19 protein-coding genes are annotated in these 17308 nt (G+C 33.8%); 12 read left to right on the forward strand and 7 right to left on the reverse strand.

What is annotated here, in order from left to right:
- Positions 1–2: 2 nt before the first annotated feature.
- Positions 3–182, reverse strand: a complete 180-nt coding sequence (locus tag Q7I96_08135) for a hypothetical protein (protein ID MDO9627575.1) — start codon at positions 180–182, stop codon at positions 3–5.
- A gap of 278 nt (positions 183–460) precedes the next feature.
- Here Q7I96_08135 and Q7I96_08140 point away from each other — a divergent pair, with 278 nt between their 5' ends.
- The 4 genes from Q7I96_08140 to mtnP all read left to right on the forward strand — a co-directional run bounded on the left by Q7I96_08140 (position 461) and on the right by mtnP (position 4917).
- Positions 461–880, forward strand: a complete 420-nt coding sequence (locus Q7I96_08140) for an archease (protein ID MDO9627576.1) — start codon at positions 461–463, stop codon at positions 878–880.
- 360 nt (positions 881–1240) lie between these two features.
- Complete coding sequence (locus Q7I96_08145) at positions 1241–2170, forward strand: RDD family protein (protein ID MDO9627577.1); 930 nt, start codon at positions 1241–1243, stop codon at positions 2168–2170.
- Between the two features lie 402 nt (positions 2171–2572).
- Positions 2573–4021: an RtcB family protein gene (locus tag Q7I96_08150; protein ID MDO9627578.1), complete on the forward strand. Its 1449-nt coding sequence runs from the start codon at positions 2573–2575 to the stop codon at positions 4019–4021.
- A 116-nt stretch (positions 4022–4137) separates the two neighbouring features.
- Positions 4138–4917, forward strand: a complete 780-nt coding sequence (gene mtnP / locus Q7I96_08155; GenBank protein MDO9627579.1) for an S-methyl-5'-thioadenosine phosphorylase — start codon at positions 4138–4140, stop codon at positions 4915–4917.
- 165 nt (positions 4918–5082) lie between these two features.
- On the opposite strand, the gene Q7I96_08160 is transcribed toward mtnP, so the two are convergent.
- The 6 genes from Q7I96_08160 to Q7I96_08185 form a co-directional block, all read right to left on the reverse strand.
- Positions 5083–5769, reverse strand: a complete 687-nt coding sequence (locus tag Q7I96_08160) for a CPBP family intramembrane metalloprotease (GenBank protein ID MDO9627580.1) — start codon at positions 5767–5769, stop codon at positions 5083–5085.
- Between the two features lie 44 nt (positions 5770–5813).
- Positions 5814–6602, reverse strand: a complete 789-nt coding sequence (locus tag Q7I96_08165) for a methyltransferase domain-containing protein (protein ID MDO9627581.1) — start codon at positions 6600–6602, stop codon at positions 5814–5816.
- Between the two features lie 42 nt (positions 6603–6644).
- Complete coding sequence (locus tag Q7I96_08170) at positions 6645–6839, reverse strand: helix-turn-helix transcriptional regulator (protein MDO9627582.1); 195 nt, start codon at positions 6837–6839, stop codon at positions 6645–6647.
- 145 nt (positions 6840–6984) lie between these two features.
- Complete coding sequence (locus tag Q7I96_08175) at positions 6985–7758, reverse strand: CPBP family intramembrane metalloprotease (GenBank protein MDO9627583.1); 774 nt, start codon at positions 7756–7758, stop codon at positions 6985–6987.
- 40 nt (positions 7759–7798) lie between these two features.
- On the reverse strand, positions 7799–8206 hold the full coding sequence (locus Q7I96_08180) for a DUF2178 domain-containing protein (protein MDO9627584.1): 408 nt from the start codon (positions 8204–8206) through the stop codon (positions 7799–7801).
- 267 nt (positions 8207–8473) lie between these two features.
- Positions 8474–9007 (reverse strand): hypothetical protein, encoded by a 534-nt coding sequence (locus tag Q7I96_08185; GenBank protein ID MDO9627585.1) that lies wholly within the window; start codon positions 9005–9007, stop codon positions 8474–8476.
- 376 nt (positions 9008–9383) lie between these two features.
- Between Q7I96_08185 and Q7I96_08190 the strand changes: the two genes are divergently transcribed.
- The 8 genes from Q7I96_08190 to Q7I96_08225 form a co-directional block, all read left to right on the forward strand.
- A complete protein-coding gene (locus Q7I96_08190; GenBank protein ID MDO9627586.1) occupies positions 9384–9953 on the forward strand; it encodes a flavodoxin family protein in 570 nt (189 codons plus the stop codon).
- A 99-nt stretch (positions 9954–10052) separates the two neighbouring features.
- Positions 10053–10382: a NifB/NifX family molybdenum-iron cluster-binding protein gene (locus tag Q7I96_08195; GenBank protein MDO9627587.1), complete on the forward strand. Its 330-nt coding sequence runs from the start codon at positions 10053–10055 to the stop codon at positions 10380–10382.
- 397 nt (positions 10383–10779) lie between these two features.
- Positions 10780–11367: a 30S ribosomal protein S3ae gene (locus Q7I96_08200; GenBank protein ID MDO9627588.1), complete on the forward strand. Its 588-nt coding sequence runs from the start codon at positions 10780–10782 to the stop codon at positions 11365–11367.
- A 75-nt stretch (positions 11368–11442) separates the two neighbouring features.
- On the forward strand, positions 11443–12120 hold the full coding sequence (locus tag Q7I96_08205) for a TIGR00297 family protein (protein MDO9627589.1): 678 nt from the start codon (positions 11443–11445) through the stop codon (positions 12118–12120).
- A gap of 22 nt (positions 12121–12142) precedes the next feature.
- Positions 12143–13372, forward strand: coding sequence for a 2,3-bisphosphoglycerate-independent phosphoglycerate mutase (locus Q7I96_08210; GenBank protein ID MDO9627590.1), 1230 nt, complete (start codon positions 12143–12145; stop codon positions 13370–13372).
- 1 nt (position 13373) lies between these two features.
- Positions 13374–14807, forward strand: coding sequence for a phosphoglucosamine mutase (glmM, locus tag Q7I96_08215; protein ID MDO9627591.1), 1434 nt, complete (start codon positions 13374–13376; stop codon positions 14805–14807).
- A gap of 325 nt (positions 14808–15132) precedes the next feature.
- Positions 15133–16410: a sugar phosphate nucleotidyltransferase gene (locus tag Q7I96_08220; protein MDO9627592.1), complete on the forward strand. Its 1278-nt coding sequence runs from the start codon at positions 15133–15135 to the stop codon at positions 16408–16410.
- A 174-nt stretch (positions 16411–16584) separates the two neighbouring features.
- A partial coding sequence (locus Q7I96_08225) for a right-handed parallel beta-helix repeat-containing protein (protein MDO9627593.1) occupies positions 16585–17308 on the forward strand: 724 nt, incomplete at its 3' end.

Genomic DNA, 17308 nt, shown 5'->3' on the forward strand with positions numbered 1-17308 from the left:
TATTAAAATCCGGCAGGATAATTAGAGTTATGGGCACCAGCCACAAAAAGTATGCTGAATATAAGTACCCCGGTGATAAAGAGCATCACCATGCATGATTGAACATTAATGGCCCTTAAGTCAAATAAAGGCTCTTTTTTTCTTAGATTTGGGATTGAATTGGACTTACCAACTTTAAACATTTAAATCACTTCCACACTACTATCATTGACTTAAAGAGTATTTAAGAAAAGAGATAGAGAGCGTATGAAAAGTAATCATTTTTATATTTCGATATTTTTAGTTTCACAAAATTAAAAATAAAAAAAGGTTCAAATAGTATATCAAATAATAAATTATTCATCAGATAAATCTATTTATCAAATTAAACCATTTTACTATTGTTTAATTAAAAATTAAATAAGGAGAGCATAATATTTTAGATAATAATTTAAAAGAAAATAAATCTGAAGATGCAGCATTGAAGTTTGAATTCTTTGATGTAACTGCGGATGCAGGATTCTGGGCCTATGGTTCCACCCTAGAAGAGTCTTATGAGAATGCCGGCCTGGCCATGTTTGAAATAATGACGGATGCCACGCAAGTTTCTCCAGTAGTTAAAAAAGAATTCACCATTGAATCTGAAGATAAAGTTTCTCTCCTATACGATTGGCTAGAAGAGTTATTGTTTTTACATGATGTGGAGTTCATTCTTTTTTCCAAATTTAAAGTAAGTATAACCCCCTTAGAAGAAGGTTATAAATTAAAAGCAGAAGTTTGGGGAGATGAAATCAATCGGGAAATCCATGAACAGCGAGATGAAGTAAAGGCCGTTACTTTTCACCTCATGGAAGTGAATGAGAAACCCGAGTTTAATGTCAGGGTTATTTTGGATTTATAATGTTTTATTTTGCTAATTTAATATATTATTTCAGTTTTTTTATTAATTAATAAATAACTAAATTTTTTTTTGAACATTACATTTATATAATAATACTTCATGATGTATTAACATTATTGTAATATTAAATTTATTAAATGTTTTAAGCACAGCTTATACCAAAAAAATCTTTAAAAACAAGAAAAAGTAAAATAACAAACAGAAAAACTATTTAAATAATAATTGAACTAATTAAATAATTAATTAAATAATTTAGAGCTGTGAGCCGCTATAGAAAGGAATAAATTAATTTTTTGATGCTGTAAGATAATAGTTTTTTGAAATTGATGATACATATATAACAAAATTGGTGTGAATTAAATGAATATTAGAAAGTTTTTAGCTGGAATTGTTGGTATTTTGACTTTTATTGGTATAATTGTATTAATCGGCATGGTTGTTAATAATATTTGGCCGGGTTATTCACCAAGTGATCATCCCCTGGAACGAATTGTAATGTTAATGTTTTCAGCAATTATAGCCTCATCAACATATAATCTAATAAAAGGAGAAGAAATAAAAGAAAATGGAAAAACTGTTGATAATAATCATATTTTAGAAACAAATAAAAATAATAATTACTTCTTAAATAAATCAAAGGATATTATTGAAAATAATAGCAATTTAGTGGCAGATTCTCCAGAAAATATCCTTGAAGAGATTACAATTCAAAAACATCCTGAAACTAAACAAATAAGTGCCAAAAAATCTTCAGAACCCCATCTCCAATCTTTTAACCAAAGAAATTATCAAACAAAAAACTGCACAGTATGTCAGCAAGAGAATAAAAAAGATGCCAGCTACTGCATAATGTGTGGAAATCAACTAATTGAATATGCATCTCTTTTAAAGCGATTAATGGCATTCATCATAGACATGACAATATTATCCGTGTTAATGGGGGGATTATTAATATTAATGGCCATTATAATTCCCAATTCGGACACCACTAATTTTGATTTTTATTTTATGTTATGGATTATTATATCTGCTTGCACATCATTCATATACTTCGTACTATTCAATCTAACCGGCCAGACTTGTGGTAAAATGGGTCTTAAAATAAAAGTCGTAAGTGATCAAAACCAAAAGTTAAACCTGCTTCAAAGTTTTTTAAGGACATTAATTTTAATTGTAGATTTAATGCCTTACTTCATACCAGGATTAATAGCCCTAATAGCAATGGCTTCCTCAGAAAAAAACCAGAGACTAGGAGATATGATAACCAAAACCATCGTCATTGAAAAGTAAGCTAATAAATAAAGACGTATTAAGAGTTAATTTACAAAAAACCGATCATTCACTTACAATAAAATAAAAGGGCCCAAACTGGAATCTGAAGCGGAGAAAAAGTAAAAAATAGAATCATCTCCGGTATTAATTTATTTAATTAATTTTTAACAACTCAAAATTCATTTATTTTTTTCATTCTCCCAATATTCTAATTTTAATAAGTAGCAGTCATCTATACAATATAAATGCACAAATGCACAAATGGTTTATTAACTTAGAATTGAATTTCAGAGTTTTAGTATTATCAAATTAGGTATATAAATAAAATATTTTTAATTTTAGCTGTTTATAGTGAATTATTATATCAAAATAACTTGAAAATAAATTAAAAAGCTTAAAAAACAGCGCAGAGGGTTTATCATGAGTATGGAAGAAGTATTAACCAGAGTTAGAGACTGTGTCTGGGAAGTGCCCACCAGCTATAAAAAGGGTATGAGAGTCCCCGGAAGAATTTTTCTTAATGATGTAGCCATAAAAGAATTAGAACCGGGTGCCGTGGATCAGGTGGCCAATGTGGCTTGTTTACCTGGTATTCAAAAGTTTTCCATAGGATTACCTGACATACACTTTGGTTACGGATTCAGTATCGGAGGAGTAGGGGCATTTAGTGCCCGTACAGGCGTTATAAGTCCTGGAGGAGTTGGGTTTGATATTAACTGTGGAGTAAGGATGCTACGTACCAACCTCACCGAGGATGAAGTGCGCCCCAAGATGAAAGAACTCATTGATGCCTTATTCATAAATGTCCCCTCTGGAGTAGGAAGTAAAGGTCAAATACGGCTTCAGGAAGGTCAAATCGACGAAGTACTGAATAATGGTGCCGAATGGGCCGTAGAAAATGGATACGGTTGGGACCATGATCTGGAATATCTAGAAGAGAACGGAAAAATGAAAGAGGCCGACTCTGAAAAGGTATCTGAAAAGGCCAAAAAGCGAGGAATACCTCAATTAGGTTCTCTGGGATCAGGTAATCACTTTTTAGAAGTGCAAAAAATAGAAGAAATTTTTGACCCCGATGTAGCTAAAACCTTTGGGGTCAAACCTGGCGAAGTGGCAGTGCTCATACACTCTGGTTCCCGAGGATGCGGACACCAGGTGTGTTCTGACTACCTTAGAACCATGGATAGGGCTTATAAACGACATAAAATTAATATCCCGGACCGGCAACTGGCCTGTGCCCCCGTGGATTCTGATGAAGCTCAGGACTACTTTAAGGCCATGTCTGCGGCAGCCAACTATGCCTGGGCCAACCGACAAATGATTGTACACTGGGTAAGGGAATCTTTTGAGCAGATATTCCACAAAAGTGCCGAAGATATGGAAATGAACATAATTTATGATGTAGCTCACAACATAGCCAAAAAAGAAGTACATGAAATAAAAGGAAGGAAAACTGAAGTCTATGTCCACCGGAAAGGAGCAACCCGGGCCTTTGGTCCAGGACGAAAAGAACTGCCATCAGTCTACCAAAAAACGGGTCAGCCAGTGATCATTCCTGGAACTATGGGAACAGCTTCTTATCTTTTACATGGGACTCAAACAGCTATGGAAGAGACTTTTGGTTCAACTGCACACGGTGCAGGACGTAAAATGAGTCGAGCCGGTGCTAAAAGAGAATTTAAGGGTGAAGAAGTCCAAAAATATCTGGCCAGCATAGGAATTGTGGTTAAGGCCACATCCATGCCAGTAGTAGCAGAAGAAGCACCTGGAGCTTATAAAGATGTGGATGAAGTTGTTAAAACAGCAGATGAAGCAGGGATATCAAAATTAGTAGCTAAAATGGTGCCTTTAGGTGTGGCTAAGGGTTAAAAAAGCCCACGTCCCATTTATTTTTAATTCCTTTTTTAAAAGAAATAGATAAAATTAATTTTATCAACAACTCACACTTCTTAATAAAATTTTAAAAATTATAGCAGGTGCAACTCATGATAGGAATAATTGGCGGTACTGGGGTCTATGAAATTACAGATCAAGCCCACGATGTAGAAAAAAAGGTTTTAAAAACTCCTTATGGTGACTCACCGGAAATTTCACTTTTTAAACTACATGATCGAGACATTGCATTCATTCCCCGCCATGCAGAAGGCCATGACTATCCACCACACATGATAAATTACCGTGCTAATATTTGGGCCTTAAAAAAAATAGGTGTAAAACAAATAATTGCCACCAATGCCGTGGGATCTCTTCAAAAATCTATTGAACCCGGTGATTTTGTTATACCACATGATTTTCTTGATTTTACTAAATTAAGGTCAAGTACATTCTATGATAAGCGAACTGTGCATGTAGATATTACCAACCCATACTGTGATAAAATTAGAAAGGCCTTGATTTCTGCAGGAGACTTAGTTGATGGCGGAGTTTATGTTTGTACGGAAGGTCCTCGTTTTGAGACTGCTGCTGAAATTAAAATGTTTCAGATATTGGGCGGCACATTAGTAGGGATGACAGGTATTCCTGAAGCAGTACTGGCTCGAGAAGTGGAAATGTGCTATGCCAGTGTCTGTTTAGTATCCAATTATGCTGCATCAATTTCTCCAGATAAATTAACCATTGACGAAGTCTTTGAGATAATGGAAAAACAAAAGCATAAGTTGGTAAATTTAATAAACCATACCATTGAGTTTATGCCTTCTGAAAATGATTGTTCTTGTCAAAAAGCCCTTGAAGGCGCCGAAGTAGATGAAATAGATGAAGTTTAAGTTTTTTTATGACATTATTTCATATTCATTTAATGAAAAAAATTTTCTTTCTTAAAATAAACTTACTTTTCTTCTTATTTATTTTTTAATTAAGTAATTCTCTTAAAAAATTAATTAAATCTTTGTAAAATAAAAAAATTTAAAATAAAAATTTAAATAAACGATTTAAGGGGCGAAAACATTCCATAAACCGTGGAAAATATAAGAAGCATACGTTTTTCCGGTTTTTAGCCGTAAATATCCCACAATCATACCTAAAACCATTCCAATTCCCAACTTAGAAACCAGAATCATGGTCAGGTTCGTATGGGCTGCCATAGGATGAAGTAAAAATACATCCAGATATCCTAAATGCCAGATGCTGAAAAGTAAAGTGACTGTTATCCAGGTTAAAACTCCAGAATTAATCATTTCACCGGAATTTTCGATTTTATTCCAGATATAACCCCGAAACATGAATTCTTCAAATGCAGGAGTAATCAGGCCAAAAATTATCCCCATTACCAGAACATCAGCCTCCCAGCTAAAGGTGTAGGGAGTAAAAACTAGGAAAATCAGCAATCCGATTCCAAAAGCATATATTATCCTAGTTCTGGTTTTTATATCATCCCAATTGAGATTTAATTCTTTTAAGGATGGTTTAAAATATAATAATAGAATTAAAGCAGTTATTATAATACTCAAACCATTAATCATCTGGAAAATAGTTGTATTATCTCCGGGGGCCACCAGCCACCACAAAGAAAACATTATTCCGGCCCGTAATAGTTGTATCAAAATTAAGGCCAGAACTATTTTTAATAATAGTTTTAAAAAATTATTTCGATCATTAGATGTCTTAAAAAGTTGCAATTTAATTCCCTCGATTAATAAATCTAATTTGCTAATTTATTAGATTAATCTATTCGCTCTGCTTCTACTTCTAACCGAACCATTTTAATTTCTATACTCTGAAATTTTGAGGGGCGTTTTTGAATATATGACAATGCAATTTCATGTATAAACAACTCTTGAAGTTCTTTAGGAATTCTTTGAGTGTAAGGAAGCCATGTAGTTCTGATCCATCCTTCTAATTCTTCTATATTTGAATGAATCATGATTTTTGGAATTAATTCTACTTTAATTGGTTTCAATCCGGCAGCTTCTAACATTTCCTCATATTCTACTGCATCAAAAAATCCATAAGGAAATTCAAAATCTTTAAAGTAGGTTTTCCATTTTTCAAGCAACCTCAAGTCATCAAATATGTCAATTATTTCCCCAGCATTCCCTTTACCACCCATCTGCAAGACAATTCTTCCTTTAATTTTGAGGGCCTTTTTCATGCCCCTTAAAATAGGTTGGTGGTCTTTTACCCAGTGCAGTGCTGCATTAGAAAATATTCGATCAAATTCATTATTAAAATCCATATCCCTAGCATCAATATGCTGAAATTTTAAATTATGATATTCTTCAAAATGAAAAGTTCTCTGAGCCAGTTTAATCATTTCAATAGAATTATCAATACCTAATATTCTGCCTTCAGGAATTTTAGCCGCTATTTCCGCAGTTATTCTACCATCACCACAACCAATATCCAGAACATTTTCATGGCCTTCAAGCTCTAAAAGATTCATTAGTTCTTTGGCCCATTTTTCTTGATTGGATGAACTTTTCCGATAATCTTCAGCATCCCATTTAACCATTAAATCACCCATTATCCTTAAATCAATCATATAACATTTAAATTATTCATTATAAATAAAAATATCCTCAATTGTTACCTTAAAAAATTCAGCCATTTTAAATGCCAGATTTAGAGAAGGATCATACTTATTTTTTTCTATAGCAATGATAGTCTGCCGAGTTACTCCCAACTCCATGGCCAAATCCTCCTGAGTTAAATCTTTCATTGCCCGGAATACTTTTAATTTATTTTCCATGGTTAAACACCTGATAAATATTCAAATTCCACATCAACCTAACTTTTACATTGATCCCCACTTATTTAGTGGCCGGGAAACTATTTTATTTTTTTATAGGCTTCCGATATGACAAATAATTTCATTTAATCCTTTTTCTTTGAATTTAAATAAATAACAGTAATGGAACTATCACATGAAGCACAATATCAGCAGAAAAATGAGATATCATGGCGGACTCCAGGCCTTTTTTCCAGTAAAGCCATCCAAATATAATTCCACCTAAGGCATTTAAAGCGATGGTGCGGGTAATTAGTAAGGGAGTTATGGTGGTTATGCTCATTAAAGCAGGTAAATGGCCGGCGCCAAATATGATTGCTGCCAGGATAATTCCCAACCATATACTGAGTTTGTTTGGGGTTCCTTCTTTTGTTTTTTTGATCTTGTAGAATATCCACACTAATAACGTCATTAAGAATAGTCTTAGCATGATTTCCTCGTTTATTCCACCATAAAAAGATGCTAAGAAACCTTGCCATGCAGGAGGAGTTATAGAACTGGCTTGAGCTACACTAATGGTCACTCCCATAAGGGAAAATAATAAATCCAAACCAACAATCAAGACACCTAACAGTAATCCCAGGCCAATAGATATTCCCAGAATAGATTTTAGATCACTTTTTGTTTTTCTACCTTCTAACCAGCATTCTAATATTGGAAGTCCTAATCCAACTTTCTTTGCAAGTTTAAGTCCTATAAAAATGGTAATTGCAAAAATAACAGCATTTTGAATAATTTGTCCTGCAATTAGCAAGTAAGGCGGAATCGGTGAATTTCCAAGTAAGCTGCCCTGAAGCGTAAAAACATAAGGCATGATGGCTATTAATCCAAAAATACTGCCCATCCATAAAATTAAAAATAATTTCCGGTCGGTATTCATTTTATCAACTCATCTATCCATTGGTTTTATAAAAATTAGTTTAATATTTTCGACTGTAGTGAATACGAGAAATCCCATAAATGACCAGACATACAACTGCAGATCCTATTAAAGTATAACCCGTCAGAGTCCATTCAGGAAAGCTATTTCTAAGGGCCAAAATAATTATACCTACATAAATTATAACTGCTATGAAAATGCCCAGGGTCATAGTGGATGCTTTTTCATTGATTAGCTGAGTTCTTTCATCTTCTACCACATTACCATCACCTTGAAACATGTCTTTTAGATTGTCTCTTTTAATGTAGATAATCGGAATTTCTATAATAACTACGAGAATAGCCAGTAAAACTAAATAAATACTTCCAATAATCAATCCAGCCACCCACAAACCAGTTACAAAAGCTGAAACTATTTTTAAAATCATTCCTTGTTTTTTAAGATTCATGATAAATTCACCTTTATAAATTCATTATGTAAATTATACTTTACATTATGTAATATAAAGTTTACTATATGTAAATAGTGATTAACATCAAAAATCAAGAAGAAGTAGTTTTTAACAGTTAAAACATTTCAGAATATCTAAAAAAATAAATAATACACCAAATAGCTTAAAAATGTAAATAAAAATAAAAAAAATAGATCGGAAAAAATTTCCATTATTATAATGTAATAAAAAATATGTAATAAAAAATAAATATGAAAATGGCCCCTATTTTTTTCTTTTATTTAAGGGATTACCATTTTCAATCAGATTTAAAGTAATCTTTTCAAATTCGTCCCATAAAGAGGGAGCTTCCTCTTTAAATCTGTTGGAACGAGGTAATGTGGATAATTTAGCACCGCTAGAAGCATAAGTACTGTTATATTCCCTATCCTTGGTATCTAAATCTATTAATTTAGTGTAAATAGATTTAAGGGCATCTAAACAATGATTAAAAGATGAAACTGCTATTATTTCTTTATCAACAAATGTTATTGGTAAAAAAGAAGCTTGTTTACCCCACATATCATTATTCCATGAGGGTTTAGGCATTTTAATCAATTTATGTGCCAGATCAATCTTTAATTCGTCATTTTCAGTTTCGTATTCTTCTGAATTGTTTAATTTATACCAGAAATCTTTAAGTAAGTCAATATTTCTCTCATTTTCCAGGGAAATTAGAGTTCTGGTTGAATTAATTTTGCTTCTTTTTGATCGTTTATGTCTACGTAAATTACTTATCTCACTAGATACAAGGCCCATAGTCACCCCAAGCATGGTGGAGATTATAGGAATATATCCTGTTATTTCAGATGGGAAAAAATCAACTCCAAATATAATTTTTATTATTTTATAATTTGAAAATAAATGAATTTAAAATAAAAATAGCATACCATACATATTTCAATTTTATCAATATTCAATAAATTTCGTTATACTTAATATTGTTTTGAGTTCCTTATAAAGGTACTGATTAAATTAATTATTAAATAAAATTTTATTTTTACATGCAAATTCTGAGATAAATATTTGTTTAATAACATTCTAAAAGTATTACATTGAATGGAATCTTAATTTCATTAGAAATAGAGGTTATGAATTAAATAAATTAATAAAAGAACATTTAGGAGATTCTATAATGAAAAAAGTCCTATTAATATGTGCCAGCCCACGAAAAAAAAGCAATACTATGCAAGTAATGGAAAAATGTGCCGAAGAAATAGAGAAAAACGGCCTGGAAACCGAAATAATATCCCTTAGAAAGATGACTATTGATTCTTGTCATGCTTGCGGTAAGTGCAAAAAAATCAAAAAGTGCAAACTGGATGATGGATTAAACGACATCATAGATAAAATAAGAGAATCTGAAGGTTTCATTGTAGGAAGCCCAGTTTACTTTGGTACTGCCCGGGGATCACTCATGGCCGCTTTACAAAGAATAGGAATGGTTTCCAAATCAACAGACAACTTTTTAAGCTGGAAAGTGGGAGGCCCTATTGCCGTAGCACGTAGGGGCGGGCATACTGCCGCCATACAAGAATTATTAATGTTTTATTTCATAAACGAGATGATTGTACCCGGATCCAACTATTGGAACATGGTCTTTGGATGGGCCCCTGGTGAAGTGGAAGAAGATACCGAAGGAATGGAAACCATACGCTTATTTGGAGAAAATGTGGCCAAATTAATTAACAAAATCAACGAATAATTGAATCCAGCCATCTAACTAATTAATTTATAATTATTTAATTTTTTATCTTAATTTATTTTATTAAAAAACATCAATAAAATTTAATGATGATTAACCATGAAAATAGCTGTAGCATCTTCAGACGGAATTAATGCAGACCTTCACTTTGGAAAAGCAGATCATTTTTCCATATATGAATTTAACAAAGAAAAGGCCATTTTTGTTGAAAGAAGAAATGTTTCCATGACTGAAGGTGAAAAACATCAGTGGAAAAGGCCATTAGACATTATTGAAGATTGTGAAGTGGTTATATGTGTACAGGCCGGAATGAATGGTAAATTTGGCCTGGAGCAAAAAGGAATTAAACTGGTAGAAGACGAAGGAACTGTAGAAGAAGTTCTTGATCATTACATAAAACATTATAAGTTCATGAAAAAACCAATTTGATAATTTAAATCTTTATTATATTAAAATATTTTATTAAAATTATTGAAATTTTATTAAAATCTATAAATTTATAAATTTATAAATTTAATTTTTGTAGTTCTTTAATAAGATTATAAATTAATATTAAAATTTTTTCATATAGCACAAGGTTAAATATAAGGATACTCAAAAATAGGAATACTTCAATTTATTGGCGGTGCAAACTTTTTTAAAAATTTACTGGAAATAAACTCAATACATTTATAAATCATGAATGTGACTTTATAATAAAGGCATGATAGATTTTTTTCAGTTTTGTAATTATGTAGTTGATTTAATATTTATTTGAATTTGATAACTAGAAATTTGATTATTTCAAAATTCTTTTTACCCAGATTTTACAATTTAAGGTGATAATATGGCTAAAGCGCGACGAAGAAGAGTACGTGATACATGGAAAGAGAAACAATGGTACAAAATTACTAGTCCTAAAGCATTCGGAGGAAGCGAAATCGGGATTACACCTGCAAAGGACCCTGAGTTTCTCCTTAAAAGAAGAATAGACACTACTATGAGAGAATTAACTGGCGACTTCTCTAAACAATACGTGAAATTAAAATTCCAAATTAGTGAAGTAGCCGGAGATACTGCAGGAACCAGATTCATCGGACATCAAGTAACTACTGATTATGTTAGAAGTATGATCCGAAGAGGAACCAGCCGAATCGACGCCCCAGTTATTGTTAAAACTAACGACGGATTCACCATGAAAGTGCACATGCTCGCAATAACCACTAGAAGAGCCAAGTCTTCCCAACAAAAATTCATGAGGGAAACTATTCAGCAACTCTTAATCAAGATTGCCGCTGACAAGAGCTTTGAGCAAGTAATCGAAGGATTAGTTACTGGTAAAATAGCTTCTGAAATTTACCATAAGGCTAAAAAAATCTACCCTCTAAAGAGAGTAGAAACTATTAAGACCAAGGTCTTAGAAGAGCCACAATAGATTTAACTCAAATTAAATCTATTTTTTTAAATTAATAATAAATAAAACTTATAAAAATATGAAATGGGACCGGTTATGATATACTGGGGATATGTGATCCTTTGCTCAATCATGGGCCTTGTTACTTACTTTAGAGGGGCTCTTGACTTTTGGGGATCTCTTTTCATGGTTATCATGGGTCTTATAATCATATTAGCTGCTGGTTTTAACTGGCTACTTTTAATTCTTATTTTTCTTATTTTAGGCCTGGTATCAACCAAATACAAACACCAATATAAAAAAGAACTTGGTGTGTATGAAGGTACCCGATCTGCAAAAAACGTTATTTCTAATGGAATCGTGCCTTTTGTAATGGCCGCATTTGGATATTATGACGGTTTTGTAGGCGGATTTATTGGTTCAATAGCTACTGCTACAGCCGATACGATGGCCAGCGAAGTTGGAGTTACCCAGACACCTCGCCTGGTTACCACACTTAAAAAGGTAGCTCCCGGTACAGATGGAGGAGTATCGGTTTTAGGAACTGTCGCAGGTATTTTAGGGGCAGGACTAATTGGAATATTTGCATATTTACTGGGAATTCTCCCTGACCCATTTGTTTGCTTAAAAATATCCATAATAGCAGGTACTGTAGGCTGTTTTATGGACAGTTTCCTAGGAGCAATTTTCGAGAGAAGAAATTATATTACTAATGAGCACGTTAATCTCCTGGCCACCCTCACCGGGGCATTTCTGGGAATTATGCTGGTTTAAGCACTTACTTAGAGTTGATAACATGAAAGGGATAATAATGATAATCGACGGGATGGCAGATCGTCCCTTAAAAGAACTGGATAATAAAACTCCGCTTGAAGCGGCTAAAACCCCCAACATGGACGAAATGGCAAAAATAGGTATCAACGGAATAATGGATCCTATAAAACCAGGTATAAGGGCCGGAAGTGATACTTCCCACATTTCAATACTGGGATACGATCCTTATCAGGTTTACACCGGTAGAGGGCCATTTGAAGCTGCAGGTGTGGGAATAGAAGTCCTGCCCGGAGATATTGCCTTTAGGTGCAATTTTTCTACTTCTAATGAAGAAGGACTTATAATCGACCGTCGAGCAGGGAGAATAAGGGAAAAAACAGAACTATTGGCTTCAAGTTTAAATTCCATTCAATTAGAAGGATTTGAAGATGTTGAGATTATTTTCAAAGAGTCCACCGGCCACCGGTCAGTTTTAGTGCTTAGGGGTAGTGGATTATCTGATCAAGTTAGTGATGCGGATCCTAAAAAAGAAGGAAAAGCTCCTAAAGAAATTGTAGGTCTTGATGGATCTCCTGAAGCTGAAAAAACAGCCAGAGTACTTAATAAATTCGTAAGTGAATCTTATAATATTTTAAAGGATCATGCTCTCAATTTAGAGCGAATTGAATCAGAAGAACCACCAGGGAATATAGTACTTCCCCGAGGGGCCGGAGCCGTGCCAGATGTACAGCCCTTCAATGAAAAATATGGTCTCAAGTCGGCATGTATAGCTGAAACTGGCCTTATAATGGGCATTGGGAAGCTAGCAGGAATGGACATCATTGAAGTAGAAGGGGCCACTGGTGGGGTGGATACTGACCTAGACAGTATAAGTCAAAGCATTATTGAAAATGTTTCAAAGTATAACTTCCTTTTAATCAACATAGATGGTGCTGATGAGGCGGGACACGATGGAAACCTCCAAGAAAAAGTGAATTTCTTGGAAAAAGTTGATGCTGTGATTGGAGAAGTAATGAAAATTCCAGACACTTATTTCATACTTACTGCCGACCATTCTACTCCTATTTCAATAATGGACCACACTGGAGACCCGGTTCCATTAGTAATTAATGGGCCAGAAATAAGAGTAGATGATGTGGAAATTTTCGATGAACGATCAGCTACTAAGGGTGGTCTGTGCAGAATAAGAGGTTCAGATATAATGAATATATTAATGGACCTTATGAACAAATCTGAAAAGTTCGGTGCTTAAAATGGTATTTAAAAACAACAAAGCAAATACCAAAAAAGAAGGAATAAAAAAAGAAGGAAGCGTAAAAGAAAACAAGGATATAAATCCCATCCCTCGACTTTTTGGAACCTCAGGAATTCGAGGTAAAATAGGAGAAAAAATAAACACCCAACTTGCTCTTGATGTTGGGAAAGCAGTTGCCAGCTATTTGAATGGAAAAGGCAATGTAGTTGTTGGTTATGATCCTAGAACATCCAATAAAATGCTGGAAAATGCATTATGTGCTGGTTTGATGGAAGGGGGTTGTAATGTTCAATATTTAGGCATGGTTCCCACACCAGTAGTAGGTTTTGCTGCTTCTCGTCTTAATGCATCTGCCGGAGTTATGATAACTGCATCACATAACCCTTCACCAGATAATGGAATCAAATTATGGAATACTGATGGAATGGCCTATTCCACCGAACAAGAACTTGAAATAGAACGAATAATTCATGAAAAAGATTATTTAGAAAAAAATTGGGATGAACTGGGCAAAAAAGAAGAAGTTAAGGATTTAATTTCAGATTATGTTCAGGAACTTCTGGGACTGGTGGACATTAAACCTGGTCTAAAAGTAGTGGTAGACTGTGGATCCGGCGCAGCTTCCTATTTATCCCCTCTTATTTTAAGAAAATCTGGCTGTGAAGTTTTAAGTTTAAATTCTCAACCAGATGGATTTTTCCCTGGGCGGAAACCAGAACCAAATCGTGCCAATCTAAAAGATCTTATGAAAACCGTGCAGTTTACTGGATCAGATTTAGGTATAGCTCATGATGGTGATGCTGATCGAATGGTGGCCGTGGACGACACTGGTGAAATGGCAGATTTTGATAAGTTGCTGGCTTTAATATCCCATAGGGCTGGAGGAACCGTAATTACCACCGTAGATGCTTCCATGTGTATAGATGAATCTTTAGAAAGCATTGGTGGAAGTGTTGTAAGAACCAAAGTAGGAGATGTTCATGTGGCCCATGAAATTGTTAAAGAAAAGGCTTCCTTTGGTGGGGAACCTTCTGGAACCTGGCTACATCCAGAATTCTGCATGTGTCCTGATGGAATATTGTCTGCTTTGAAGGTAGTGGAAATGGTTTCTGATCAAGGACCCCTTTCTGAGTTACTAGCATCCGTACCAGAGTACCCAACCATGCGGGAAAAACTACCTTGCCCTAATGAAAAGAAAGATAAGGTGATGGAAAGTGCAGAGTCTGAGTTGGAAGCTTGTTTTAATGATAGCTCAAATGTGAATAATATAGATGGTATTCGCATCACATTTGAAGATGGTAGTTGGGTACTGGTAAGGCCATCTGGTACTGAGCCCTATATCCGCATGACTCTAGAAGGAAGGAATAATGCCCGGGCCGAGGAAATTCGAAAAATTTCCACTGAATTTATAGAAAAACTTTTGATTAACTAAGAGAATACTCCTAGCTATCTTAATTAATACTAGTATCCTAATTTAATTTAAAATAACTTTTCATTACTTTTTTTATTCATATCTATAATTCCAATAATACTGTAAATTCTAATTTTTAAAACTGGTTTTAGAAAAAAATAGAATATATTAATAAATTATCAAAGCAATTAGCAAATTTTTATTCAATTATTATCATGAACTTTAACTAGCAACTATTAAATATTCCAATTAAGAAAATATAATTAAAAAAATAATTTTAAATGGAATTTAATGGATTTAATAAGCATATATTTTATTTTAATCCCATTTTAGCGATTTAGGAGAAATTATTATGCAAGCCGTGATTCTTACAGCCGGAGAGGGAACTAGAATGCGCCCTTTAACCTTAACCCGACCCAAAACCATGCTTCCAGTAGGTGGAAAACCCATACTACAGTACAATGTAGAAGCCCTTCGAGATGCAGGAATAACTGAGATACTACTCATAGTCGGTTATCATGAAGAAATGGTTAAGGAACACTTTGAAAATGGGGAAAAATTAGGTGTCCAAATTAATTACATCACCCAAAAAGAGCGTTTAGGTACGGCCCATGCCATAGGCCACTGCCAGGACTTTATAAAAGAGGATTTTGTAGTATTAAATGGAGACATAATCCTTGATCCAGAACTTTTAAGGGAATTAATAGAAAACTATCAGACCAGCTCTCCCGATACCATGATGGTATTAACCGAAGTGGAAGATCCCAGCCCATTTGGTGTGGTAGAAATTAAAAATGGACAGATAACAAAAATCATAGAAAAACCGCCCCGTGATGAAGCCCCTAGTAATCTAATTAACACCGGCATCTATGTTTTCAATCAAGATATTCTCTCTATAATAGAAGAAACTGAGCTTTCCCCTCGAGGCGAGTATGAGATAACTGATTCTCTACAAATGCAAATAGACGAAGGAAAAAGCATTAAAGGGTTCATTACACATAAAAAATGGATAGATGTGGGAAGGCCCTGGGAACTTTTAGAAATTAATGAAGAATTTCTGACAAATCTGGAAGAAAAAATTGAGGGCCATATAGAAAAAGGAGTTAATATTGAAGGTAGGATTGTTTTAGGTAAAAACAGTGTTATTCGCTCAGGTACCTATATTCAGGGGCCAGTTTACATTGGAGAAGACTGTGACATTGGACCCAATAGTTATTTAAGAAGCAACACCTATTTAGGAAATCAAGTAAGTGTAGGTAATGCTGTGGAAATTAAAAATTCTATTATTATGGACCATAGCAATATAAATCACCTTACTTATGTGGGAGATTCCATAATAGGATCGAACTGTAACCTTGCTGCGGGTACCAACATCGCTAATCTCCGTTTTGATGATGGAACAGTGAAAATGAGTGTTAAAGATGGGAGAGTGGACACTGGCCGGCGAAAATTGGGTGTAGTATTTGGTGATGGAGTGAAAACAGGGATTAACTCCAGTTTCAATCCTGGAGTAAAAGTAGGGATGAATTCTGCTATTGGATCTGGAACCGTTATCTACCAAGATATAGATTCTGATAAAATAGTTCTGGTAAAACAAGAGTACCAGATTATTGATAAACAATAAAATTAATTTTAGATTTATTTACTAACTATACTTAAAAAATAAAATTTTACTTATTTTTATTTAATTAAACCATATATAAAATATTCGTTTTAATAATAAATATTAATACTTTATATAAAAACTCAACCTCTTAATAATTATAAATAATATTTTATATCAATTAGAGGTCTGATAATGAAAAACTATGAGATAATGAAAAAATATGCATTCATTATACTCCTACTTTTATTGATGTTAATTTCTTGCCAAACAGCCTCAGCTGAAGATGTTAATTCTACGGCAAATGAAATATTTGTTAATAACGGAAGCAGTATACAAAATGCTATAGATAATGCAAGCTCAGGAGACACAATAATTGTGAATTCGGGGTCGTATCAGGAAAATATAATTATAAATAAAACTTTGAACTTGAAAGCTAATGGAACAGTGACCCTGAATATATCTAATATTAATAAACCTGGTTTTTACATCAATAATTTAGGGAATAACACTCGAATTGAAGGTTTTAGAATTATTGGAGCCACTAGCAGTAGTGGAATATATTTGAATGGTGTATCTAACTGTACCATTTATAATAATAATATTTCTGGTAACCTTTTTGGTATTTACCTAGAGAATTCGTATAATAACCAGATTTTAGATAACACAATATCTTCCAATATCGGGTATGGTATTTATTCAACTAGTTCTGTTAATTGTTTAATTTCTGGAAATACAGTTTCAAATAACCGAGCAGCCGGAATAAACCTAAACAGTGACAACACCACCATCAACCAAAACAACATCACACAAAACGGAAAACAAACACCCTCCTACTGGCACGGCGGAGGAATCTGGCACAACGGAAACAACACCACCATCAACCAAAACAACATCACACAAAACAGTGGAACAGGAC

The organism is Methanobacteriaceae archaeon (genome assembly GCA_030656015.1).
In the GTDB taxonomy this organism is placed as follows: Archaea; Methanobacteriota; Methanobacteria; order Methanobacteriales; family Methanobacteriaceae; genus UBA349.